The organism is Pseudomonas sp. GM17 (genome assembly GCF_000282175.2).
GTDB lineage: Bacteria > Pseudomonadota > Gammaproteobacteria > Pseudomonadales > Pseudomonadaceae > Aquipseudomonas > Aquipseudomonas chlororaphis.
The window spans coordinates 6620661-6646563 of sequence record NZ_CP124732.1; the positions used below are offsets into that span (position 1 = coordinate 6620661).

The window sequence follows — 25903 nt, forward strand, 5'->3', positions numbered from 1 at the left end:
CTTTGTACTGAAATCGGAGTGCCGCGAGCACGCACGCTGGTTGGTGCTAGAAGTACAGTTCCCAGACTAAGGGAGGGGCATGGCGGCGATCTTCTTCGCTTTTGCTGGTGTTGCGCCCAGGGCACGCAGCACCATCTCAGTAACTCTCACGTCATGTTCCCCCACCGCACGTCCTTCCATTACGGCGCGAATAGCTCCGGTGGCGCATGAGATGACCACGTCCAACGCTATGTCTTCATCCTCGTACTGGAAGACACCTTCTTCAGCGCCGGCGCGCAAGTCCTCCAGGACGTGTTGTGTCAGCTGAACATGCATGGCGCGATCGAAATGAATCAGGCGCGCGAGGGCATTGGCCCATTGCAAATCGGCCTGTGCCCGGAGGACAAACATACGCACACCGATGGCAAGACGTTGCGCCCCGCTGGTGACCCCAACGCTCAGTTGCGTGATTGCTTCGGAAAGCTCGCTGGCCAGGTAGATACCCACCGCTTCAGCGAGTTCTTCCCGAGTGCGGAAGTAGTTATAGATTGTACCCGTGGAAACATCCGCTTCTGTGGCTAGGTCCTGAAATACCGTAGTGGCAACATCCTGCCGAGCGAATATACGGAAAGCTGTGTCCAGCTGTTGGGACAAATCAACCTTTTCTTCTCAATTCATTCTTTATTTTCTCATCAGTTTTTATCCACAGCCGGTCAAACCGGACAACTCTTCCAACTTCATGTTCGCAACACCCTCTCCTAAGATACCCCAGAGATATATCTCCCCGGTAATCGCCGAAAAAACGGAGGACGGGACACACCAACAAAAAAGGGCGCATCCTTGCCCCCTTCTCATCCACTATTTAACGGTAAACCTTTACCAACTTCAAACCACCGTCAATTGATTATTAGCCAATAAGGTCGCCAGATCGGTCTGTACACTCTGCAGTGTCACCAATACTGTAGTGAAGCTAGCGGCCCCACTGGTATCGACCGATATAAGGGTATCGCTACCACTCGTCGTGACCTTTAAATAGTTATTCAACGAAGCGGAGGCGCTATCGAGCACATAAGTGCCACTGCTTTCTTGGTACACATAGGCTGTGCCGGTGTAGCCCTGTAGCAACCCGCTCAGATCGATGATGTCAGCATTAGTGCTGGAGCTACTGCCAAGGTTGCCGACGGTGAATCCTGTCACCGTATCGCTGCCATTACCACCAGTAGCAGTGTCAGAAGAGTTGATGTTGTTGTAAACCAACCGATCGTTGCCACCGGTACCCAGCACCAACGTATCATTGCCACCACGGCCCTCGATGATGTTGTCCGCAGAACTGCCAGTAATGGTGTCAGCCAATGAACTGCCTCGAACTCCCTCTACGTTACTGATCGAAGTCAAAGTACCCCAGCCCGAAATACTGCCAGTATTCAAGTTCACCGTCAGCGCGCTGGTGGCACTGCCGAAATCTACAATGTCCATGCCGCCGGTTACACTCCAGGATGTGGTTTCGCCGGCAAGTACCGGATCGCTCCAGCCGCCCCCCCCGTTGAAGACGGTCGTACCGCCAGTGACATTGACCACCATATAGGTATCGTCATAACCAGTACCGATCAACGTGGTCGACGCTGCCGCCGTCACTTCAGTAGTGGTCAGTATCCTGGCATCCGTCGCATCGTCTGTGCTCACGCTCCAAGAATAAGTGTCGGACGTAGTCCCCGTACTGGCCAATAGCTTGACAGTGTAAGTTTCCGACGAGTCCAACCCATAGATGTTGATCAGGCCGGAGCTGTCTTCGACCCACGCCCCAGACTGAGGGTTGATGATCTGTGTCGAAACCAGCGTGCCTGCAGAATTGTAGACCTGCACCGTATTACCGTAATAGATATTGAAACCCTCAGCATTCAGGATCCTCAGGTGTAATGCCGTGCCATCCGTTGTCTGATTGGTATTAGTAATAAGCTGTGTTGCAGTACCCGCGTTTTGTCCTATCAGCAGGTCGATGTCACCGTCCCAGTCGTAGTCGGCGGCGGTCAGCGAAGCTAGAACGTTGTCTCCGCCGCTGGCAGCCGTGAGCAGCGTATTGGTGGTCCAACTGCCTGTAGTGACGGAGCCCTTGTTGATGTAGAGGTTGATCTGTCCCGTACCGTAGTCAGCCTCGATTACGTCCATCTTGCCATCACCATTCCAGTCCACGGCCACCGATGCCTCCCCCGCCAATGTATCACTGGCAATGGCAACCCCCGTAGAGGGCATCGTTCCCGAGGAGTTCAGGTAGATTCTACTAGCAGCCGTGGTCGCAACGTCTGTCTGGTTGATGTACATATCAAGCCAACCATCGCCGTTGAAGTCCGCCCATGTCATCGATGTAGAGTCATCAGTAGACTTATAGCCAGCATAGAAGACATTATCGATCCATTGCGTATAGGTCCAATTGGCCCCCGTAGTGCTACTACTGCCATCATTGATCACAACACCCAACCCATTATCAGTACCAGCATTACCGTTGATATCGGAAAACGTGTGTACAAGCAGATCGACCTTGCCGTCGTTATTGAGATCGACCCCCGAAAGGTCTTTGTCAATAGTTAGATTCTGGAGACTTGCCGCTGTACCGGTGCCGGTGTTAACAAAGTAGCCGTAAGCGGTCCAGGATGTACCGCCGTTGTTCTTAAGGAAAGGCCCCGACCAGTTTAGAGTACCCACAACCGCATCAAGGTAACCATCGCCGTCCATGTCAATTACTATAGGGCTGCCGGAACTATTCTGGGCCCCCGTATAGGGGAGAGTGATTACCGACGCGGTATACCCAGAAGCATTGCCGGTCCAAAGTGGTATATACCTGTCTGCGGATTCGTTGCTGGCCAATATGTCGATGTAACCGTCAAGGTTGTAGTCTAGGAACGCATAGCCGGAGATAGCACCAGAGCCTGTAGAGGATTGAACCAATGCGGTGGTGTTGTAGGTCCCGATGGCTGTGCTGCTGTACACGGCCTGGTCGCCGACAAAGGTCCACAAACCGGCGGAGTTGAGTATCATACTGCCTCCGTAGCCGGAGGTTGTGTTGGTACCAAATGCGCTGGCGGTCACAGCTAAATGGTCCAGGGTGCTGACCACATCCACCTGGGTGGTCGCGGTCAGACGCGAGCGATTGCCCGCCGCGTCCCACAGTACGTAACCCAGATGGTATTCACCCGCCGTCAGCGTCGGAGACAACGTCCAGGTACCAGTTGCAGAAGCGGTTGTCGACGTCAGAACAATGTCGACACCTTCGGTATAAACCCCATCGTTGTTGACGTCGTTGATTAAAGCGATGGTTGCACCTACCTCTACGGTTCCATCAATGGTGCTGCTAAAGGTTGGCGCAGCGCTGGCGAGAATGACCTTATCACCATCAGAATCCACTGTTGCCGCATTAGAGAAGTCCGGAGATGTTAGCCCTAGAGCCGGCGCAGCTAGGTCGATGGTATAGGTGCTGGTGGTTGCAGTACCGTAGGTGGCACTTACCTCATTCTGAATGCGTACCTGAGCAGTCACAGTTGCACTAGCGGTGTAAGCTGCCGGACTGTAGCTCCAAGTGGTCGCCCCATCGGTACTTTCCACAACGACCCAGGTGCTGCCGCCATTGAGGCTGATCTGTACGACTTCATCAGCCTGCAAAGCACGACTGATACTACCACTCAACATGGGGGTGCTATCGCGTGTGATTCGGTCGGTATTCACCGCATTATCGTTCGTCGAGTAGCTACCGCTAATCGAACCTGAGGTGTCGGTAAGGAACGTGGTTACCGTAGCCGTAGCATCCACAGACAATGTGAAGGTCGCCGAGACTGTGCCTTCGTTACCTGCCGCATCAGCCACCAACGCCTTATAGGTGTGGCTAGTTCCGATGTACAGGGTTGGCGTCGCAAATGTCCAGGTAGTGCCCGTCACCGTCGCGGTCCCCAGCAGCGTGCTGCCTTCGTAGATCCGTACCACCTCCCCGCTGCTCAGCGCCGCGCTGAGGCTGCCGTTGAGCACCGGCGTGGTGTCGTCGGTCGTGGTGCCGCTGGCATAGCTGCCCTGAGTGGCGCCCAGGTTGTCGGTGTAGCTGGTGATGCTGGTGGTTACCGTTGGCGCCGTGGTATCGATCGTCAGCGTAAAGCCCGACGACACACTGCCTTCGTTACCTGCCGCATCGCTCACTACCGCGGTGTAGGTATGGCTGCTGCCATTGACCAGCGTCGACGTGGCGAAGGTCCAGGTAGTGCCCGTCACCGTTGCGGTCCCCAGCAGCGTGCTGCCTTCGTAGATCCGTACCACCTCCCCGCTGCTCAGCGCCGCGCTGAGGCTGCCGTTGAGCACCGGCGTGGTGTCGTCGGTCGTGGTGCCACTGGCGTAGCTGCCCTGATTGCTGCCCTGGTTGTCGGTGTAGCTGGTGATGCTGGTGGTTACCGTTGGCGCCGTGGTGTCGATCGTCAGCGTAAAGCCCGACGACACGCTGCCTTCGTTACCTGCCGCATCGCTCACTACCGCGGTGTAGGTATGGCTGCTGCCATTGACCAGCGTCGACGTGGCGAAGGTCCAGGTGGTGCCCGTCACCGTCGCGGTCCCCAGCAGCGTGCTGCCTTCGTAGATCCGTACCACCTCCCCGCTGCTCAGCGCTGCGCTGAGGCTGCCGTTGAGCACCGGCGTGGTGTCGTCGGTCGTGGTGCCACTGGCGTAGCTGCCCTGATTGGTGCCCTGGTTGTCGGTGTAGCTGGTGATGCTGGTGGTTACCGTTGGCGCCGTGGTGTCGATCGTCAGCGTAAAGCCCGACGACACGCTGCCTTCGTTACCTGCCGCATCGCTCACTACCGCGGTGTAGGTATGGCTGCTGCCATTGACCAGCGTCGACGTGGCGAAGGTCCAGGTAGTGCCCGTCACCGTTGCGGTCCCCAGCAGCGTGCTGCCTTCGTAGATCCGTACCACCTCCCCGCTGCTCAGCGCCGCGCTGAGGCTGCCGTTGAGCACCGGCGTGGTGTCGTCGGTCGTGGTGCCACTGGCGTAGCTGCCCTGATTGGTGCCCTGGTTGTCGGTATAGCTGGTGATGCTGGTGGTTACCGTTGGCGCCGTGGTATCGATCGTCAGCGTAAAGCCCGACGACACGCTGCCTTCGTTACCTGCCGCATCGCTCACTACCGCGGTGTAGGTATGGCTGCTGCCATTGACCAGCGTCGACGTGGCGAAGGTCCAGGTAGTGCCCGTCACCGTTGCGGTCCCCAGCAGCGTGCTGCCTTCGTAGATCCGTACCACCTCCCCGCTGCTCAGCGCCGCGCTGAGGCTGCCGTTGAGCACCGGCGTGGTGTCGTCGGTCGTGGTGCCACTGGCGTAGCTGCCCTGATTGGTGCCCTGGTTGTCGGTGTAGCTGGTGATGCTGGTGGTTACCGTTGGCGCTGTGGTGTCGATCGTCAGCGTAAAGTCCGACGACACGCTGCCTTCGTTACCTGCCGCATCGCTCACTACCGCGGTGTAGGTATGGCTGCTGCCATTGACCAGCGTCGACGTGGCGAAGGTCCAGGTGGTGCCCGTCACCGTTGCGGTCCCCAGCAGCGTGCTGCCTTCGTAGATCCGTACCACCTCCCCGCTGCTCAGCGCCGCGCTGAGGCTGCCGTTGAGCACCGGCGTGGTGTCGTCGGTCGTGGTGCCACTGGCGTAGCTGCCCTGATCGGTGCCCTGGTTGTCGGTGTAGCTGGTGATGCTGGTGGTTACCGTTGGCGCCGTGGTGTCGATCGTCAGCGTAAAGCCCGACGACACGCTGCCTTCGTTACCTGCCGCATCGCTCACTACCGCGGTGTAGGTATGGCTGCTGCCGTCGACCAGTGTCGACGTGGCGAAGGTCCAGGTGGTGCCCGTCACCGTCGCGGTCCCCAGCAGCGTGCTGCCTTCGTAGATCCGTACCACCTCCCCGCTGCTCAGCGCCGCGCTGAGGCTGCCGTTGAGCACCGGCGTGGTGTCGTCGGTCGTGGTGCCACTGGCGTAGCTGCCCTGATTGGTGCCCTGGTTGTCGGTGTAGCTGGTGATGCTGGTGGTTACCGTTGGCGCCGTGGTATCGATCGTCAGCGTAAAGCCCGACGACACACTGCCTTCGTTACCTGCCGCATCGCTCACTACCGCGGTGTAGGTATGGCTGCTGCCATTGACCAGCGTCGACGTGGCGAAGGTCCAGGTAGTGCCCGTCACCGTTGCGGTCCCCAGCAGCGTGCTGCCTTCGTAGATCCGTACCACCTCCCCGCTGCTCAGCGCCGCGCTGAGGCTGCCGTTGAGCACCGGCGTGGTGTCGTCGGTCGTGGTGCCACTGGCGTAGCTGCCCTGATTGGTGCCCTGGTTGTCGGTGTAGCTGGTGATGCTGGTGGTTACCGTTGGCGCCGTGGTGTCGATCGTCAGCGTAAAGCCCGACGACACGCTGCCTTCGTTACCTGCCGCATCGCTCACTACCGCGGTGTAGGTATGGCTGCTGCCGTCGACCAGTGTCGACGTGGCGAAGGTCCAGGTGGTGCCCGTCACCGTCGCGGTCCCCAGCAGCGTGCTGCCTTCGTAGATCCGTACCACCTCCCCGCTGCTCAGCGCCGCGCTGAGGCTGCCGTTGAGCACCGGCGTGGTGTCGTCGGTCGTGGTGCCACTGGCGTAGCTGCCCTGATTGGTGCCCTGGTTGTCGGTGTAGCTGGTGATGCTGGTGGTTACCGTTGGCGCCGTGGTATCGATCGTCAGCGTAAAGCCCGACGACACACTGCCTTCGTTACCTGCCGCATCGCTCACTACCGCGGTGTAGGTATGGCTGCTGCCATTGACCAGCGTCGACGTGGCGAAGGTCCAGGTAGTGCCCGTCACCGTTGCGGTCCCCAGCAGCGTGCTGCCTTCGTAGATCCGTACCACCTCCCCGCTGCTCAGCGCCGCGCTGAGGCTGCCGTTGAGCACCGGCGTGGTGTCGTCGGTCGTGGTGCCACTGGCGTAGCTGCCCTGATTGGTGCCCTGGTTGTCGGTGTAGCTGGTGATGCTGGTGGTTACCGTTGGCGCCGTGGTGTCGATCGTCAGCGTAAAGCCCGACGACACGCTGCCTTCGTTACCTGCCGCATCGCTCACTACCGCGGTGTAGGTATGGCTGCTGCCGTCGACCAGTGTCGACGTGGCGAAGGTCCAGGTGGTGCCCGTCACCGTCGCGGTCCCCAGCAGCGTGCTGCCTTCGTAGATCCGTACCACCTCCCCGCTGCTCAGCGCCGCGCTGAGGCTGCCGTTGAGCACCGGCGTGGTGTCGTCGGTCGTGGTGCCACTGGCGTAGCTGCCCTGATCGGTGCCCTGGTTGTCGGTGTAGCTGGTGATGCTGGTGGTTACCGTTGGCGCCGTGGTGTCGATCGTCAGCGTAAAGCCCGACGACACACTGCCTTCGTTACCTGCCGCATCGCTCACTACCGCGGTGTAGGCATGACTGCTGCCGTCGACCAGTGTCGACGTGGCGAAGGTCCAGGTGGTGCCCGTCACCGTCGCGGTCCCCAGCAGCGTGCTGCCTTCGTAGATCCGTACCACCTCCCCGCTGCTCAGCGCCGCGCTGAGGCTGCCGTTGAGCACCGGCGTGGTGTCGTCGGTCGTGGTGCCACTGGCGTAGCTGCCCTGATTGGTGCCCTGGTTGTCGGTGTAGCTGGTGATGCTGGTGGTTACCGTTGGCGCCGTGGTATCGATCGTCAGCGTAAAGCCCGACGACACACTGCCTTCGTTACCTGCCGCATCGCTCACTACCGCGGTGTAGGTATGGCTGCTGCCATTGACCAGCGTCGACGTGGCGAAGGTCCAGGTGGTGCCCGTCACCGTTGCGGTCCCCAGCAGCGTGCTGCCTTCGTAGATCCGTACCACCTCCCCGCTGCTCAGCGCCGCGCTGAGGCTGCCGTTGAGCACCGGCGTGGTGTCGTCGGTCGTGGTGCCACTGGCGTAGCTGCCCTGATCGGTGCCCTGGTTGTCGGTGTAGCTGGTGATGCTGGTGGTTACCGTTGGCGCTGTGGTGTCGATCGTCAGCGTAAAGTCCGACGACACGCTGCCTTCGTTACCTGCCGCATCGCTCACTACCGCGGTGTAGGTATGGCTGCTGCCATTGACCAGCGTCGACGTGGCGAAGGTCCAGGTGGTGCCCGTCACCGTTGCGGTCCCCAGCAGCGTGCTGCCTTCGTAGATCCGTACCACCTCCCCGCTGCTCAGCGCCGCGCTGAGGCTGCCGTTGAGCACCGGCGTGGTGTCGTCGGTCGTGGTGCCACTGGCGTAGCTGCCCTGATCGGTGCCCTGGTTGTCGGTGTAGCTGGTGATGCTGGTGGTTACCGTTGGCGCCGTGGTATCGCTGTAGGCCACTACGGTGTCGCCACTCACGTTGCCCGCCGCATCGGTGGCATTGGCAGTGACGTTACCGCTCGGTTGATCCACCGGCGAGGTGATGCTGTAGCTGCCATCCGCCGCAGCCACCACCGTACCGGTGGTGCCATCCGGGTAGGTCACGGTAACCGTGCTGTTTGGCTCTGCACTGCCGCTGACCACCACGCTGCCATCGGCATTGGTCGCCACCGACACGCTCGGAGCCTCCGGCGCCGTGGTATCGCTGTAGGCCACTACGGTGTCGCCACTCACGTTGCCCGCCGCATCGGTGGCATTGGCAGTGACGTTACCGCTCGGTTGATCCTCTGGCGAGGTGATGCTGTAGCTGCCATCCGCCGCAGCCACCACCGTACCGGTGGTGCCATCCGGGTAGGTCACGGTAACGGTGCTGTTTGGCTCTGCACTGCCGCTGACCACCACGCTGCCATCGGCATTGGTCGCCACCGTTACGCTCGGAGCCTCCGGCGCCGTGGTATCGCTGTAGGCCACTACGGTGTCGCCACTCACGTTGCCCGCCGCATCGGTGGCATTGGCAGTGACGTTACCGCTCGGTTGATCCTCTGGCGAGGTGATGCTGTAGCTGCCATCCGCCGCAGCCACCACCGTACCGGTGGTGCCATCCGGGTAGGTCACGGTAACCGTGCTACCAGGTTCAGTCGAACCCGTCACGGTCACGCTGCCATCAGCATTGGTCGCCACCGTCACGCTCGGGGTCTCCGGCGCCGTGGTATCGGTGTAGGCCACCACGGTGTCGGCACTGGTGTTGCCGGCCGCATCGGTGGCATTGGCAGTGACGTTACCGCTCGGTTGATCCACCGGCGAGGTGATGCTGTAGCTGCCATCCGCCGCAGCCACCACCGTACCGGTGGTGCCATCCGGGTAGGTCACGGTAACGGTGCTGTTTGGCTCTGCACTGCCGCTGACCACCACGCTGCCATCGGCATTGGTCGCCACCGTTACGCTCGGAGCCTCCGGCGCCGTGGTATCGCTGTAGGCCACTACGGTGTCGCCACTCACGTTGCCCGCCGCATCGGTGGCATTGGCAGTGACATTACCGCTCGGTTGATCCTCTGGCGAGGTGATGCTGTAGCTGCCATCCGCCGCAGCCACCACCGTACCGGTGGTGCCATCCGGGTAGGTCACGGTAACCGTGCTACCAGGTTCAGTCGAACCCGTCACGGTCACGCTGCCATCAGCATTGGTCGCCACCGTCACGCTCGGGGTCTCCGGCGCCGTGGTATCGCTGTAGGCCACTACGGTGTCGCCACTCACGTTGCCCGCCGCATCGGTGGCATTGGCAGTGACATTACCGCTCGGTTGATCCTCTGGCGAGGTGATGCTGTAGCTGCCATCCGTCGCGGCCACCACCGTACCGGTGGTGCCATCCGGGTAGGTCACGGTAACGGTGCTACCAGGTTCAGTCGAACCCGTCACGGTCACGCTGCCATCAGCATTGGTCGCCACCGACACGCTCGGAGCCTCCGGCGCCGTGGTATCGGTGTAGGCCACCACGGTGTCGGCACTGGTGTTGCCGGCCGCATCGGTGGTATTGGCGGTGACGTTACCGCTCGGTTGATCCACCGGCGAGGTGATGCTGTAGCTGCCATCCGCCGCAGCCACCACCGTACCGGTGGTGCCATCCGGGTAGGTCACGGTAACGGTGCTGTTTGGCTCTGCACTGCCGCTGACCACCACGCTGCCATCGGCATTGGTCGCCACCGTTACGCTCGGAGCCTCCGGCGCCGTGGTATCGCTGTAGGCCACTACGGTGTCGCCACTCACGTTGCCCGCCGCATCGGTGGCATTGGCAGTGACGTTACCGCTCGGTTGATCCTCTGGCGAGGTGATGCTGTAGCTGCCATCCGCCGCAGCCACCACCGTACCGGTGGTGCCATCCGGGTAGGTCACGGTAACCGTGCTACCAGGTTCAGTCGAACCCGTCACGGTCACGCTGCCATCAGCATTGGTCGCCACCGTCACGCTCGGGGTCTCCGGCGCCGTGGTATCGGTGTAGGCCACCACGGTGTCGGCACTGGTGTTGCCGGCCGCATCGGTGGCATTGGCAGTGACGTTACCGCTCGGTTGATCCACCGGCGAGGTGATGCTGTAGCTGCCATCCGCCGCAGCCACCACCGTACCGGTGGTGCCATCCGGGTAGGTCACGGTAACGGTGCTGTTTGGCTCTGCACTGCCGCTGACCACCACGCTGCCATCGGCATTGGTCGCCACCGACACGCTCGGAGCCTCCGGCGCCGTGGTATCGCTGTAGGCCACTACGGTGTCGCCACTCACGTTGCCCGCCGCATCGGTGGCATTGGCAGTGACGTTACCGCTCGGTTGATCCTCTGGCGAGGTGATGCTGTAGCTGCCATCCGCCGCAGCCACCACCGTACCGGTGGTGCCATCCGGGTAGGTCACGGTAACCGTGCTACCAGGTTCAGTCGAACCCGTCACGGTCACGCTGCCATCAGCATTGGTCGCCACCGTCACGCTCGGGGTCTCCGGCGCCGTGGTATCGCTGTAGGCCACTACGGTGTCGCCACTCACGTTGCCCGCCGCATCGGTGGCATTGGCAGTGACATTACCGCTCGGTTGATCCACTGGCGAGGTGATGCTGTAGCTGCCATCCGTCGCGGCCACCACCGTACCGGTGGTGCCATCCGGGTAGGTCACGGTAACCGTGCTACCAGGTTCAGTCGAACCCGTCACGGTCACGCTGCCATCGGCATTGGTCGCCACCGTCACGCTCGGGGTCTCCGGCGCCGTGGTGTCGCTGTACGCCACTACGGTGTCGCCACTCACGTTGCCCGCCGCATCGGTGGCATTGGCGGTGACATTACCGCTCGGTTGATCCACCGGCGAGGTGATGCTGTAGCTGCCATCCGTCGCGGCCACCACCGTACCGGTGGTGCCATCCGGGTAGGTCACGGTAACCGTGCTACCAGGTTCAGTCGAACCCGTCACGGTCACGCTGCCATCAGCATTGGTCGCCACCGTTACGCTCGGAGCCTCCGGCGCCGTGGTATCGCTGTAGGCCACTACGGTGTCGCCACTCACGTTGCCCGCCGCATCGGTGGCATTGGCAGTGACATTACCGCTCGGTTGATCCTCTGGCGAGGTGATGCTGTAGCTGCCATCCGCCGCAGCCACCACCGTACCGGTGGTGCCATCCGGGTAGGTCACGGTAACCGTGCTACCAGGTTCAGTCGAACCCGTCACGGTCACGCTGCCATCAGCATTGGTCGCCACCGACACGCTCGGAGCCTCCGGCGCCGTGGTATCGCTGTAGGCCACTACGGTGTCGCCACTCACGTTGCCCGCCGCATCGGTGGCATTGGCAGTGACGTTACCGCTCGGTTGATCCTCTGGCGAGGTGATGCTGTAGCTGCCATCCGTCGCGGCCACCACCGTACCGGTGGTGCCATCCGGGTAGGTCACGGTAACGGTGCTACCAGGTTCAGTCGAACCCGTCACGGTCACGCTGCCATCAGCATTGGTCGCCACCGTCACGCTCGGGGTCTCCGGCGCCGTGGTATCGCTGTAGGCCACTACGGTGTCGCCACTCACGTTGCCCGCCGCATCGGTGGCATTGGCAGTGACATTACCGCTCGGTTGATCCTCTGGCGAGGTGATGCTGTAGCTGCCATCCGCCGCAGCCACCACCGTACCGGTGGTGCCATCCGGGTAGGTCACGGTAACCGTGCTACCAGGTTCAGTCGAACCCGTCACGGTCACGCTGCCATCAGCATTGGTCGCCACCGACACGCTCGGAGCCTCCGGCGCCGTGGTATCGGTGTAGGCCACCACGGTGTTGGCACTGGTGTTGCCGGCCGCATCGGTGGTATTGGCGGTGACGTTACCGCTCGGTTGATCCACCTGCGAGGTGATACTGTAGCTGCCATCCGCCGCAGCCACCACCGTACCGGTGGTGCCATCCGGGTAGGTCACGGTAACGGTGCTGTTTGGCTCTGCACTGCCGCTGACCACCACGCTGCCATCGGCATTGGTCGCCACCGTTACGCTCGGAGCCTCCGGCGCCGTGGTATCGCTGTAGGCCACTACGGTGTCGCCACTCACGTTGCCCGCCGCATCGGTGGCATTGGCAGTGACGTTACCGCTCGGTTGATCCTCTGGCGAGGTGATGCTGTAGCTGCCATCCGTCGCGGCCACCACCGTACCGGTGGTGCCATCCGGGTAGGTCACGGTAACGGTGCTACCAGGTTCAGTCGAACCCGTCACGGTCACGCTGCCATCAGCATTGGTCGCCACCGTCACGCTCGGGGTCTCCGGCGCCGTGGTATCGCTGTAGGCCACTACGGTGTCGCCACTCACGTTGCCCGCCGCATCGGTGGCATTGGCAGTGACATTACCGCTCGGTTGATCCTCTGGCGAGGTGATGCTGTAGCTGCCATCCGCCGCAGCCACCACCGTACCGGTGGTGCCATCCGGGTAGGTCACGGTAACCGTGCTACCAGGTTCAGTCGAACCCGTCACGGTCACGCTGCCATCAGCATTGGTCGCCACCGACACGCTCGGAGCCTCCGGCGCCGTGGTATCGGTGTAGGCCACCACGGTGTTGGCACTGGTGTTGCCGGCCGCATCGGTGGTATTGGCGGTGACGTTACCGCTCGGTTGATCCACCGGCGAGGTGATACTGTAGCTGCCATCCGCCGCAGCCACCACCGTACCGGTGGTGCCATCCGGGTAGGTCACGGTAACGGTGCTGTTTGGCTCTGCACTGCCGCTGACCACCACGCTGCCATCGGCATTGGTCGCCACCGTTACGCTCGGAGCCTCCGGCGCCGTGGTATCGCTGTAGGCCACTACGGTGTCGCCACTCACGTTGCCCGCCGCATCGGTGGCATTGGCAGTGACGTTACCGCTCGGTTGATCCACCGGCGAGGTGATGCTGTAGCTGCCATCCGCCGCAGCCACCACCGTACCGGTGGTGCCATCCGGGTAGGTCACGGTAACCGTGCTGTTTGGCTCTGCACTGCCGCTGACCACCACGCTGCCATCGGCATTGGTCGCCACCGACACGCTCGGAGCCTCCGGCGCCGTGGTATCGCTGTAGGCCACTACGGTGTCGCCACTCACGTTGCCCGCCGCATCGGTGGCATTGGCAGTGACGTTACCGCTCGGTTGATCCTCTGGCGAGGTGATGCTGTAGCTGCCATCCGCCGCAGCCACCACCGTACCGGTGGTGCCATCCGGGTAGGTCACGGTAACCGTGCTACCAGGTTCAGTCGAACCCGTCACGGTCACGCTGCCATCGGCATTGGTCGCCACCGTCACGCTCGGGGTCTCCGGCGCCGTGGTGTCGCTGTACGCCACTACGGTGTCGCCACTCACGTTGCCCGCCGCATCGGTGGCATTGGCAGTGACGTTACCGCTCGGTTGATCCTCTGGCGAGGTGATGCTGTAGCTGCCATCCGTCGCGGCCACCACCGTACCGGTGGTGCCATCCGGGTAGGTCACGGTAACCGTGCTACCAGGTTCAGTCGAACCCGTCACGGTCACGCTGCCATCAGCATTGGTCGCCACCGTTACGCTCGGAGCCTCCGGCGCCGTGGTATCGCTGTAGGCCACTACGGTGTCGCCACTCACGTTGCCCGCCGCATCGGTGGCATTGGCAGTGACATTACCGCTCGGTTGATCCTCTGGCGAGGTGATGCTGTAGCTGCCATCCGCCGCAGCCACCACCGTACCGGTGGTGCCATCCGGGTAGGTCACGGTAACCGTGCTACCAGGTTCAGTCGAACCCGTCACGGTCACGCTGCCATCAGCATTGGTCGCCACCGTCACGCTCGGGGTCTCCGGCGCCGTGGTATCGCTGTAGGCCACTACGGTGTCGCCACTCACGTTGCCCGCCGCATCGGTGGCATTGGCAGTGACATTACCGCTCGGTTGATCCTCTGGCGAGGTGATGCTGTAGCTGCCATCCGCCGCAGCCACCACCGTACCGGTGGTGCCATCCGGGTAGGTCACGGTAACCGTGCTACCAGGTTCAGTCGAACCCGTCACGGTCACGCTGCCATCAGCATTGGTCGCCACCGACACGCTCGGAGCCTCCGGCGCCGTGGTATCGGTGTAGGCCACCACGGTGTTGGCACTGGTGTTGCCGGCCGCATCGGTGGTATTGGCGGTGACGTTACCGCTCGGTTGATCCACCGGCGAGGTGATACTGTAGCTGCCATCCGCCGCAGCCACCACCGTACCGGTGGTGCCATCCGGGTAGGTCACGGTAACGGTGCTGTTTGGCTCTGCACTGCCGCTGACCACCACGCTGCCATCGGCATTGGTCGCCACCGTTACGCTCGGAGCCTCCGGCGCCGTGGTATCGCTGTAGGCCACTACGGTGTCGCCACTCACGTTGCCCGCCGCATCGGTGGCATTGGCAGTGACGTTACCGCTCGGTTGATCCTCTGGCGAGGTGATGCTGTAGCTGCCATCCGCCGCAGCCACCACCGTACCGGTGGTGCCATCCGGGTAGGTCACGGTAACCGTGCTACCAGGTTCAGTCGAACCCGTCACGGTCACGCTGCCATCAGCATTGGTCGCCACCGTCACGCTCGGGGTCTCCGGCGCCGTGGTATCGGTGTAGGCCACCACGGTGTCGGCACTGGTGTTGCCGGCCGCATCGGTGGCATTGGCAGTGACGTTACCGCTCGGTTGATCCACCGGCGAGGTGATGCTGTAGCTGCCATCCGCCGCAGCCACCACCGTACCGGTGGTGCCATCCGGGTAGGTCACGGTAACCGTGCTACCAGGTTCAGTCGAACCCGTCACGGTCACGCTGCCATCAGCATTGGTCGCCACCGTTACGCTCGGAGCCTCCGGCGCCGTGGTGTCGCTGTACGCCACTACGGTGTCGCCACTCACGTTGCCCGCCGCATCGGTGGCATTGGCAGTGACGTTACCGCTCGGTTGATCCTCTGGCGAGGTGATGCTGTAGCTGCCATCCGCCGCAGCCACCACCGTACCGGTGGTGCCATCCGGGTAGGTCACGGTAACCGTGCTACCAGGTTCAGTCGAACCCGTCACGGTCACGCTGCCATCGGCATTGGTCGCCACCGTTACGCTCGGAGCCTCCGGCGCCGTGGTATCGCTGTAGGCCACTACGGTGTCGCCACTCACGTTGCCCGCCGCATCGGTGGCATTGGCAGTGACGTTACCGCTCGGTTGATCCTCTGGCGAGGTGATGCTGTAGCTGCCATCCGTCGCGGCCACCACCGTACCGGTGGTGCCATCCGGGTAGGTCACGGTAACCGTGCTACCAGGTTCAGTCGAACCCGTCACGGTCACGCTGCCATCAGCATTGGTCGCCACCGTTACGCTCGGAGCCTCCGGCGCCGTGGTATCGCTGTACGCCACTACGGTGTCGCCACTCACGTTGCCCGCCGCATCGGTGGCATTGGCAGTGACGTTACCGCTCGGTTGATCCTCTGGCGAGGTGATGCTGTAGCTGCCATCCGCCGCAGCCACCACCGTATCGGTGGTGCCATCCGGGTAGGTCACGGTAACGGTGCTGTTTGGCTCTGCACTGCCGCTGACCACCACGCTGCCATCGGCATTGGTCGCCACCGACACGCTCGGAGCCTCCGGCGCCGTGGTATCGCTGTAGGCCACTACGGTGTCGCCACTCACGTTGCCCGCCGCATCGGTGGCATTGGCAGTGACGTTACCGCTCGGTTGATCCTCTGGCGAGGTGATGCTGTAGCTGCCATCCGCCGCAGCCACCACCGTACCGGTGGTGCCATCCGGGTAGGTCACGGTAACCGTGCTGTTTGGCTCTGCACTGCCGCTGACCACCACGCTGCCATCGGCATTGGTCGCCACCGACACGCTCGGAGCCTCCGGCGCCGTGGTATCGCTGTAGGCCACTACGGTGTCGCCACTCACGTTGCCCGCCGCATCGGTGGCATTGGCAGTGACGTTACCGCTCGGTTGATCCACCGGCGAGGTGATGCTGTAGCTGCCATCCGCCGCAGCCACCACCGTACCGGTGGTGCCATCCGGGTAGGTCACGGTAACGGTGCTGTTTGGCTCTGCACTGCCGCTGACCACCACGCTGCCATCGGCATTGGTCGCCACCGTTACGCTCGGAGCCTCCGGCGCCGTGGTATCGCTGTAGGCCACTACGGTGTCGCCACTCACGTTGCCCGCCGCATCGGTGGCATTGGCAGTGACGTTACCGCTCGGTTGATCCTCTGGCGAGGTGATGCTGTAGCTGCCATCCGCCGCAGCCACCACCGTACCGGTGGTGCCATCCGGGTAGGTCACGGTAACCGTGCTACCAGGTTCAGTCGAACCCGTCACGGTCACGCTGCCATCAGCATTGGTCGCCACCGTCACGCTCGGGGTCTCCGGCGCCGTGGTATCGCTGTAGGCCACTACGGTGTCGCCACTCACGTTGCCCGCCGCATCGGTGGCATTGGCAGTGACATTACCGCTCGGTTGATCCTCTGGCGAGGTGATGCTGTAGCTGCCATCCGCCGCAGCCACCACCGTACCGGTGGTGCCATCCGGGTAGGTCACGGTAACCGTGCTACCAGGTTCAGTCGAACCCGTCACGGTCACGCTGCCATCAGCATTGGTCGCCACCGACACGCTCGGAGCCTCCGGCGCCGTGGTATCGGTGTAGGCCACCACGGTGTTGGCACTGGTGTTGCCGGCCGCATCGGTGGTATTGGCGGTGACGTTACCGCTCGGTTGATCCACCGGCGAGGTGATACTGTAGCTGCCATCCGCCGCAGCCACCACCGTACCGGTGGTGCCATCCGGGTAGGTCACGGTAACGGTGCTGTTTGGCTCTGCACTGCCGCTGACCACCACGCTGCCATCGGCATTGGTCGCCACCGTTACGCTCGGAGCCTCCGGCGCCGTGGTATCGCTGTAGGCCACTACGGTGTCGCCACTCACGTTGCCCGCCGCATCGGTGGCATTGGCAGTGACGTTACCGCTCGGTTGATCCACCGGCGAGGTGATGCTGTAGCTGCCATCCGCCGCAGCCACCACCGTACCGGTGGTGCCATCCGGGTAGGTCACGGTAACGGTGCTGTTTGGCTCTGCACTGCCGCTGACCACCACGCTGCCATCGGCATTGGTCGCCACCGACACGCTCGGAGCCTCCGGCGCCGTGGTATCGCTGTAGGCCACTACGGTGTCGCCACTCACGTTGCCCGCCGCATCGGTGGCATTGGCAGTGACGTTACCGCTCGGTTGATCCTCTGGCGAGGTGATGCTGTAGCTGCCATCCGCCGCAGCCACCACCGTACCGGTGGTGCCATCCGGGTAGGTCACGGTAACCGTGCTACCAGGTTCAGTCGAACCCGTCACGGTCACGCTGCCATCAGCATTGGTCGCCACCGTCACGCTCGGGGTCTCCGGCGCCGTGGTATCGCTGTAGGCCACTACGGTGTCGCCACTCACGTTGCCCGCCGCATCGGTGGCATTGGCAGTGACGTTACCGCTCGGTTGATCCACCGGCGAGGTGATGCTGTAGCTGCCATCCGCCGCAGCCACCACCGTACCGGTGGTGCCATCCGGGTAGGTCACGGTAACCGTGCTACCAGGTTCAGTCGAACCCGTCACGGTCACGCTGCCATCAGCATTGGTCGCCACCGTCACGCTCGGGGTCTCCGGCGCCGTGGTATCGCTGTAGGCCACTACGGTGTCGCCACTCACGTTGCCCGCCGCATCGGTGGCATTGGCAGTGACGTTACCGCTCGGTTGATCCACCGGCGAGGTGATGCTGTAGCTGCCATCCGCCGCAGCCACCACCGTACCGGTGGTGCCATCCGGGTAGGTCACGGTAACGGTGCTGTTTGGCTCTGCACTGCCGCTGACCACCACGCTGCCATCGGCATTGGTCGCCACCGACACGCTCGGAGCCTCCGGCGCCGTGGTATCGCTGTAGGCCACTACGGTGTCGCCACTCACGTTGCCCGCCGCATCGGTGGCATTGGCAGTGACGTTACCGCTCGGTTGATCCTCTGGCGAGGTGATGCTGTAGCTGCCATCCGCCGCAGCCACCACCGTACCGGTGGTGCCATCCGGGTAGGTCACGGTAACCGTGCTACCAGGTTCAGTCGAACCCGTCACGGTCACGCTGCCATCAGCATTGGTCGCCACCGTCACGCTCGGGGTCTCCGGCGCCGTGGTATCGCTGTAGGCCACTACGGTGTCGCCACTCACGTTGCCCGCCGCATCGGTGGCATTGGCAGTGACGTTACCGCTCGGTTGATCCACCGGCGAGGTGATGCTGTAGCTGCCATCCGCCGCAGCCACCACCGTACCGGTGGTGCCATCCGGGTAGGTCACGGTAACCGTGCTACCAGGTTCAGTCGAACCCGTCACGGTCACGCTGCCATCAGCATTGGTCGCCACCGTCACGCTCGGGGTCTCCGGCGCCGTGGTATCGCTGTAGGCCACTACGGTGTCGCCACTCACGTTGCCCGCCGCATCGGTGGCATTGGCAGTGACGTTACCGCTCGGTTGATCCACCGGCGAGGTGATGCTGTAGCTGCCATCCGCCGCAGCCACCACCGTACCGGTGGTGCCATCCGGGTAGGTCACGGTAACCGTGCTACCAGGTTCAGTCGAACCCGTCACGGTCACGCTGCCATCAGCATTGGTCGCCACCGTCACGCTCGGGGTCTCCGGCGCCGTGGTATCGCTGTAGGCCACTACGGTGTCGCCACTCACGTTGCCCGCCGCATCGGTGGCATTGGCAGTGACGTTACCGCTCGGTTGATCCACCGGCGAGGTGATGCTGTAGCTGCCATCCGCCGCAGCCACCACCGTACCGGTGGTGCCATCCGGGTAGGTCACGGTAACGGTGCTGTTTGGCTCTGCACTGCCGCTGACCACCACGCTGCCATCGGCATTGGTCGCCACCGACACGCTCGGAGCCTCCGGCGCCGTGGTATCGCTGTAGGCCACTACGGTGTCGCCACTCACGTTGCCCGCCGCATCGGTGGCATTGGCAGTGACGTTACCGCTCGGTTGATCCTCTGGCGAGGTGATGCTGTAGCTGCCATCCGCCGCAGCCACCACCGTACCGGTGGTGCCATCCGGGTAGGTCACGGTAACCGTGCTACCAGGTTCAGTCGAACCCGTCACGGTCACGCTGCCATCAGCATTGGTCGCCACCGTCACGCTCGGGGTCTCCGGCGCCGTGGTATCGCTGTAGGCCACTACGGTGTCGCCACTCACGTTGCCCGCCGCATCGGTGGCATTGGCAGTGACGTTACCGCTCGGTTGATCCACCGGCGAGGTGATGCTGTAGCTGCCATCCGCCGCAGCCACCACCGTACCGGTGGTGCCATCCGGGTAGGTCACGGTAACCGTGCTACCAGGTTCAGTCGAACCCGTCACGGTCACGCTGCCATCAGCATTGGTCGCCACCGTCACGCTCGGGGTCTCCGGCGCCGTGGTATCGCTGTAGGCCACTACGGTGTCGCCACTCACGTTGCCCGCCGCATCGGTGGCATTGGCAGTGACGTTACCGCTCGGTTGATCCACCGGCGAGGTGATGCTGTAGCTGCCATCCGCCGCAGCCACCACCGTACCGGTGGTGCCATCCGGGTAGGTCACGGTAACCGTGCTGTTTGGCTCTGCACTGCCGCTGACCACCACGCTGCCATCGGCATTGGTCGCCACCGACACGCTCGGAGCCTCCGGCGCCGTGGTATCGCTGTAGGCCACTACGGTGTCGCCACTCACGTTGCCCGCCGCATCGGTGGCATTGGCAGTGACGTTACCGCTCGGTTGATCCTCTGGCGAGGTGATGCTGTAGCTGCCATCCGCCGCAGCCACCACCGTACCGGTGGTGCCATCCGGGTAGGTCACGGTAACCGTGCTGTTTGGCTCTGCACTGCCGCTGACCACCACGCTGCCATCGGCATTGGTCGCCACCGTTACGCTCGGAGCCTCCGGCGCCGTGGTATCGCTGTAGGCCACTACGGTGTCGCCACTCACGTTGCCCGCCGCATCGGTGGTATTGGCGGTGACGTTACCGCTCGGTTGATCCACCGGCGAGGTGATGCTGTAGCTGCCATCCGCCGCAGCCACCACCGTACCGGTGGTGCCATCCGGGTAGGTCACGGTAACGGTGCTGTTTGGCTCTGCACTGCCGCTGACCACCACGCTGCCATCGGCATTGGTCGCCACCGTTACGCTCGGAGCCTCCGGCGCCGTGGTATCGCTGTAGGCCACTACGGTGTCGCCACTCACGTTGCCCGCCGCATCGGTGGCATTGGCAGTGACGTTACCGCTCGGTTGATCCTCTGGCGAGGTGATGCTGTAGCTGCCATCCGCCGCAGCCACCACCGTACCGGTGGTGCCATCCGGGTAGGTCACGGTAACCGTGCTACCAGGTTCAGTCGAACCCGTCACGGTCACGCTGCCATCAGCATTGGTCGCCACCGTTACGCTCGGAGCCTCCGGCGCCGTGGTGTCGCTGTACGCCACTACGGTGTCGCCACTCACGTTGCCCGCCGCATCGGTGGCATTGGCAGTGACATTACCGCTCGGTTGATCCTCTGGCGAGGTGATGCTGTAGCTGCCATCCGCCGCAGCCACCACCGTACCGGTGGTGCCATCCGGGTAGGTCACGGTAACCGTGCTACCAGGTTCAGTCGAACCCGTCACGGTCACGCTGCCATCGGCATTGGTCGCCACCGTCACGCTCGGGGTCTCCGGCGCCGTGGTGTCGCTGTACGCCACTACGGTGTCGCCACTCACGTTGCCCGCCGCATCGGTGGCATTGGCAGTGACGTTACCGCTCGGTTGATCCTCTGGCGAGGTGATGCTGTAGCTGCCATCCGTCGCGGCCACCACCGTACCGGTGGTGCCATCCGGGTAGGTCACGGTAACCGTGCTACCAGGTTCAGTCGAACCCGTCACGGTCACGCTGCCATCAGCATTGGTCGCCACCGTTACGCTCGGAGCCTCCGGCGCCGTGGTATCGCTGTAGGCCACTACGGTGTCGCCACTCACGTTGCCCGCCGCATCGGTGGCATTGGCAGTGACATTACCGCTCGGTTGATCCTCTGGCGAGGTGATGCTGTAGCTGCCATCCGCCGCAGCCACCACCGTACCGGTGGTGCCATCCGGGTAGGTCACGGTAACCGTGCTACCAGGTTCAGTCGAACCCGTCACGGTCACGCTGCCATCAGCATTGGTCGCCACCGTCACGCTCGGGGTCTCCGGCGCCGTGGTATCGCTGTAGGCCACTACGGTGTCGCCACTCACGTTGCCCGCCGCATCGGTGGCATTGGCAGTGACATTACCGCTCGGTTGATCCTCTGGCGAGGTGATGCTGTAGCTGCCATCCGCCGCAGCCACCACCGTACCGGTGGTGCCATCCGGGTAGGTCACGGTAACCGTGCTACCAGGTTCAGTCGAACCCGTCACGGTCACGCTGCCATCAGCATTGGTCGCCACCGACACGCTCGGAGCCTCCGGCGCCGTGGTATCGGTGTAGGCCACCACGGTGTCGGCACTGGTGTTGCCGGCCGCATCGGTGGTATTGGCGGTGACGTTACCGCTCGGTTGATCCACCGGCGAGGTGATGCTGTAGCTGCCATCCGCCGCAGCCACCACCGTACCGGTGGTGCCATCCGGGTAGGTCACGGTAACGGTGCTGTTTGGCTCTGCACTGCCGCTGACCACCACGCTGCCATCGGCATTGGTCGCCACCGTTACGCTCGGAGCCTCCGGCGCCGTGGTATCGCTGTAGGCCACTACGGTGTCGCCACTCACGTTGCCCGCCGCATCGGTGGCATTGGCAGTGACGTTACCGCTCGGTTGATCCTCTGGCGAGGTGATGCTGTAGCTGCCATCCGCCGCAGCCACCACCGTACCGGTGGTGCCATCCGGGTAGGTCACGGTAACCGTGCTACCAGGTTCAGTCGAACCCGTCACGGTCACGCTGCCATCAGCATTGGTCGCCACCGTCACGCTCGGGGTCTCCGGCGCCGTGGTATCGGTGTAGGCCACCACGGTGTCGGCACTGGTGTTGCCGGCCGCATCGGTGGCATTGGCAGTGACGTTACCGCTCGGTTGATCCACCGGCGAGGTGATGCTGTAGCTGCCATCCGCCGCAGCCACCACCGTACCGGTGGTGCCATCCGGGTAGGTCACGGTAACGGTGCTGTTTGGCTCTGCACTGCCGCTGACCACCACGCTGCCATCGGCATTGGTCGCCACCGACACGCTCGGAGCCTCCGGCGCCGTGGTATCGCTGTAGGCCACTACGGTGTCGCCACTCACGTTGCCCGCCGCATCGGTGGCATTGGCAGTGACGTTACCGCTCGGTTGATCCTCTGGCGAGGTGATGCTGTAGCTGCCATCCGCCGCAGCCACCACCGTACCGGTGGTGCCATCCGGGTAGGTCACGGTAACCGTGCTACCAGGTTCAGTCGAACCCGTCACGGTCACGCTGCCATCAGCATTGGTCGCCACCGTCACGCTCGGGGTCTCCGGCGCCGTGGTATCGCTGTAGGCCACTACGGTGTCGCCACTCACGTTGCCCGCCGCATCGGTGGCATTGGCAGTGACATTACCGCTCGGTTGATCCACTGGCGAGGTGATGCTGTAGCTGCCATCCGTCGCGGCCACCACCGTACCGGTGGTGCCATCCGGGTAGGTCACGGTAACCGTGCTACCAGGTTCAGTCGAACCCGTCACGGTCACGCTGCCATCGGCATTGGTCGCCACCGTCACGCTCGGGGTCTCCGGCGCCGTGGTGTCGCTGTACGCCACTACGGTGTCGCCACTCACGTTGCCCGCCGCATCGGTGGCATTGGCGGTGACATTACCGCTCGGTTGATCCACCGGCGAGGTGATGCTGTAGCTGCCATCCGTCGCGGCCACCACCGTACCGGTGGTGCCATCCGGGTAGGTCACGGTAACGGTGCTGTTTGGCTCTGCACTGCCGCTGACCACCACGCTGCCATCGGCATTGGTCGCCACCGACACGCTCGGGGTCTCCGGCGCCGTGGTCTCGCTATACGCCACTACGGTGTCACCACTCACGTTGCCGGCCGCATCGGTGGCATTGGCGGTGACATTACCGCTCGGTTGATCCACCGGCGAGGTGATGCTGTAGCTGCCATCCGTCGCGGCCACCGCCGTACCGGTGGTGCCATCCGGGTAGGTCACGGTAACCGTGCTACCAGGTTCAGTCGAACCCGTCACGGTCACGCTGCCATCGGCATTGGTCGCCACCGACACGCTCGGGGTCTCCGGCGCCGTGGTGTCGCTGTAGGCCACTACGGTGTCGCCACTCACGTTGCCCGCCGCATCGGTGGTATTGGCGGTGACGTTACCGCTCGGTTGATCCACTGGCGAGGTGATGCTGTAGCTGCCATCCGTCGCGGCCACCACCGTACCGGTGGTGCCATCCGGGTAGGTCACGGTAACCGTGCTACCAGGTTCAGTCGAACCCGTCACGGTCACGCTGCCATCAGCATTGGTCGCCACCGTCACGCTCGGGTCTCCGGCGCCGTGGTGTCGCTGTACGCCACCACGGTGTCGCCACTCACGTTGCCCGCCGCATCGGTGGTATTGGCGGTGACGTTACCGCTCGGTTGATCCACTGGCGAGGTGATGCTGTAGCTGCCATCCGTCGCGGCCACCACCGTACCGGTGGTGCCATCCGGGTAGGTCACGGTAACGGTGCTACCAGGTTCAGTCGAACCCGTCACGGTCACGCTGCCATCGGCATTGGTCGCAACAGTTACGCTCGGGGTCTCCGGCGCCGTGGTGTCGCTGTACGCCACTACGGTGTCGCCACTCACATTGCCCGCCGCATCGGTGGCATTGGCAGTGACATTACCGCTCGGTTGATCCACTGGCGAGGTGATGCTGTAGCTGCCATCCGTCGCGGCCACCACCGTACCGGTGGTGCCATCCGGGTAGGTCACGGTAACCGTGCTACCAGGTTCAGTCGAACCCGTCACGGTCACGCTGCCATCGGCATTGGTCGCAACAGTTACGCTCGGGGTCTCCGGCGCCGTGGTGTCGCTGTACGCCACTACGGTGTCGCCACTCACATTGCCCGCCGCATCGGTGGCATTGGCAGTGACATTACCGCTCGGTTGATCCACTGGCGAGGTGATGCTGTAGCTGCCATCCGTCGCGGCCACCACCGTACCGGTGGTGCCATCCGGGTAGGTCACGGTAACGGTGCTACCAGGTTCAGTCGAACCCGTCACGGTCACGCTGCCATCGGCATTGGTCGCAACAGTTACGCTCGGGGTCTCCGGCGCCGTGGTGTCGCTGTACGCCACTACGGTGTCGCCACTCACATTGCCCGCCGCATCGGTGGCATTGGCAGTGACGTTACCGCTCGGTTGATCCACTGGCGAGGTGATGCTGTAGCTGCCATCCGTCGCAGCCACCACCGTACCGGTGGTGCCATCCGGGTAGGTCACGGTAACGGTGCTACCAGGTTCAGTCGAACCCGTCACGGTCACGCTGCCATCGGCATTGGTCGCAACAGTTACGCTCGGGGTCTCCGGCGCCGTGGTATCGCTGTACGCCACTACGGTGTCGCCACTCACGTTGCCCGCCGCATCGGTGGCATTGGCAGTGACGTTACCGCTCGGTTGATCCACTGGCGAGGTGATGCTGTAGCTGCCATCCGCCGCAGCCACCACCGTACCGGTGGTGCCATCCGGGTAGGTCACGGTAACGGTGCTACCAGGTTCAGTCGAACCCGTCACGGTCACGCTGCCATCGGCATTGGTCGCCACCGTCACGCTCGGCACGTTCGGCGCCGTAGAGTCTTGAGACACACCACCACCACCACCACCACCACCACCACCACCAGACGCGCCCCCCAGCAACGCCACACCACCCAGCACCCAGGCCAACATGGAAAGATCAAAGTGCTCATTGACCAGCAGTGGCTCAATGGAGTCGATCGCCACAAATTGATCAAACATCTGGCCGTTTTCCGAAAACTCCATCAGCCAGAAGCGATGATCATCCTGCAGTACCAGGTCATTTTGTAGAGGCCCCTGATCAGGGAAAAAACCATGAATCTTGATAACAGCGCCTGACACCAAAGCAATAATGAGCATATCCCCTTGGCGCTCAACACTTTTTATGTCGGAACGCTTGACTGCCAAACAGACGACCGAAGGGGATTGCAGAGCCAACTCAAGACCTGCGACCGACACTTCCTCATGCGTGGCTTTAGCAACAACTGTAATCAAGCTTTCCATAAGTAGAACCTCAAGGCATCAGACGCAGGCGTAAAGTAGGGTTCCCTACAAAATACCGACATTTCTGCAACGCCCCATCACGCGTCAGAATTGTTCACAACTCAAAATAAAACAGCAAAGCAAGAACCCAAGCCTGCCTTGCGATCGATAAGACCAATAGACTTAATGACCTCAAAATGACATCGCCCACAACAAGACCAAAACAACCAGAACTTCAAAACTTTCGAAACAAATGCACTTATTTTGACGTCAAATTTCCACCACCAAGAATCAAGCAAAAACAGACCCGCAATCCTTTACATCAAAGTAAGGAGGAAGCA

General features: G+C 62.8%; 3 protein-coding genes. All 3 read right to left on the minus strand.

From position 1 onward, the window contains the following. Positions 1–66 precede the first annotated feature (66 nt). The 3 genes from PMI20_RS29705 to PMI20_RS29715 all read right to left on the minus strand — a co-directional run bounded on the left by PMI20_RS29705 (position 67) and on the right by PMI20_RS29715 (position 25583). Positions 67–633, minus strand: coding sequence for a TetR/AcrR family transcriptional regulator (locus tag PMI20_RS29705; RefSeq protein ID WP_007929177.1), 567 nt, complete (start codon positions 631–633; stop codon positions 67–69). 231 nt (positions 634–864) lie between these two features. Then, positions 865–23841, minus strand: coding sequence for an Ig-like domain-containing protein (locus PMI20_RS29710; protein WP_284170837.1), 22977 nt, complete (start codon positions 23839–23841; stop codon positions 865–867). Beyond that, complete coding sequence (locus PMI20_RS29715; protein ID WP_502945112.1) at positions 23838–25583, minus strand: Ig-like domain-containing protein; 1746 nt, start codon at positions 25581–25583, stop codon at positions 23838–23840. The genes PMI20_RS29710 and PMI20_RS29715 overlap by 4 nt, the downstream gene beginning before the upstream one ends. Positions 25584–25903: the final 320 nt, after the last annotated feature.

Excerpts from the sequence above, each read along its gene's own strand:
- PMI20_RS29715 (WP_502945112.1), bottom strand. The coding sequence starts at position 25,583 with ATGGAAAGCTTGATTACAGTTGTTGCTAAAGCCACGCATGAGGAAGTG.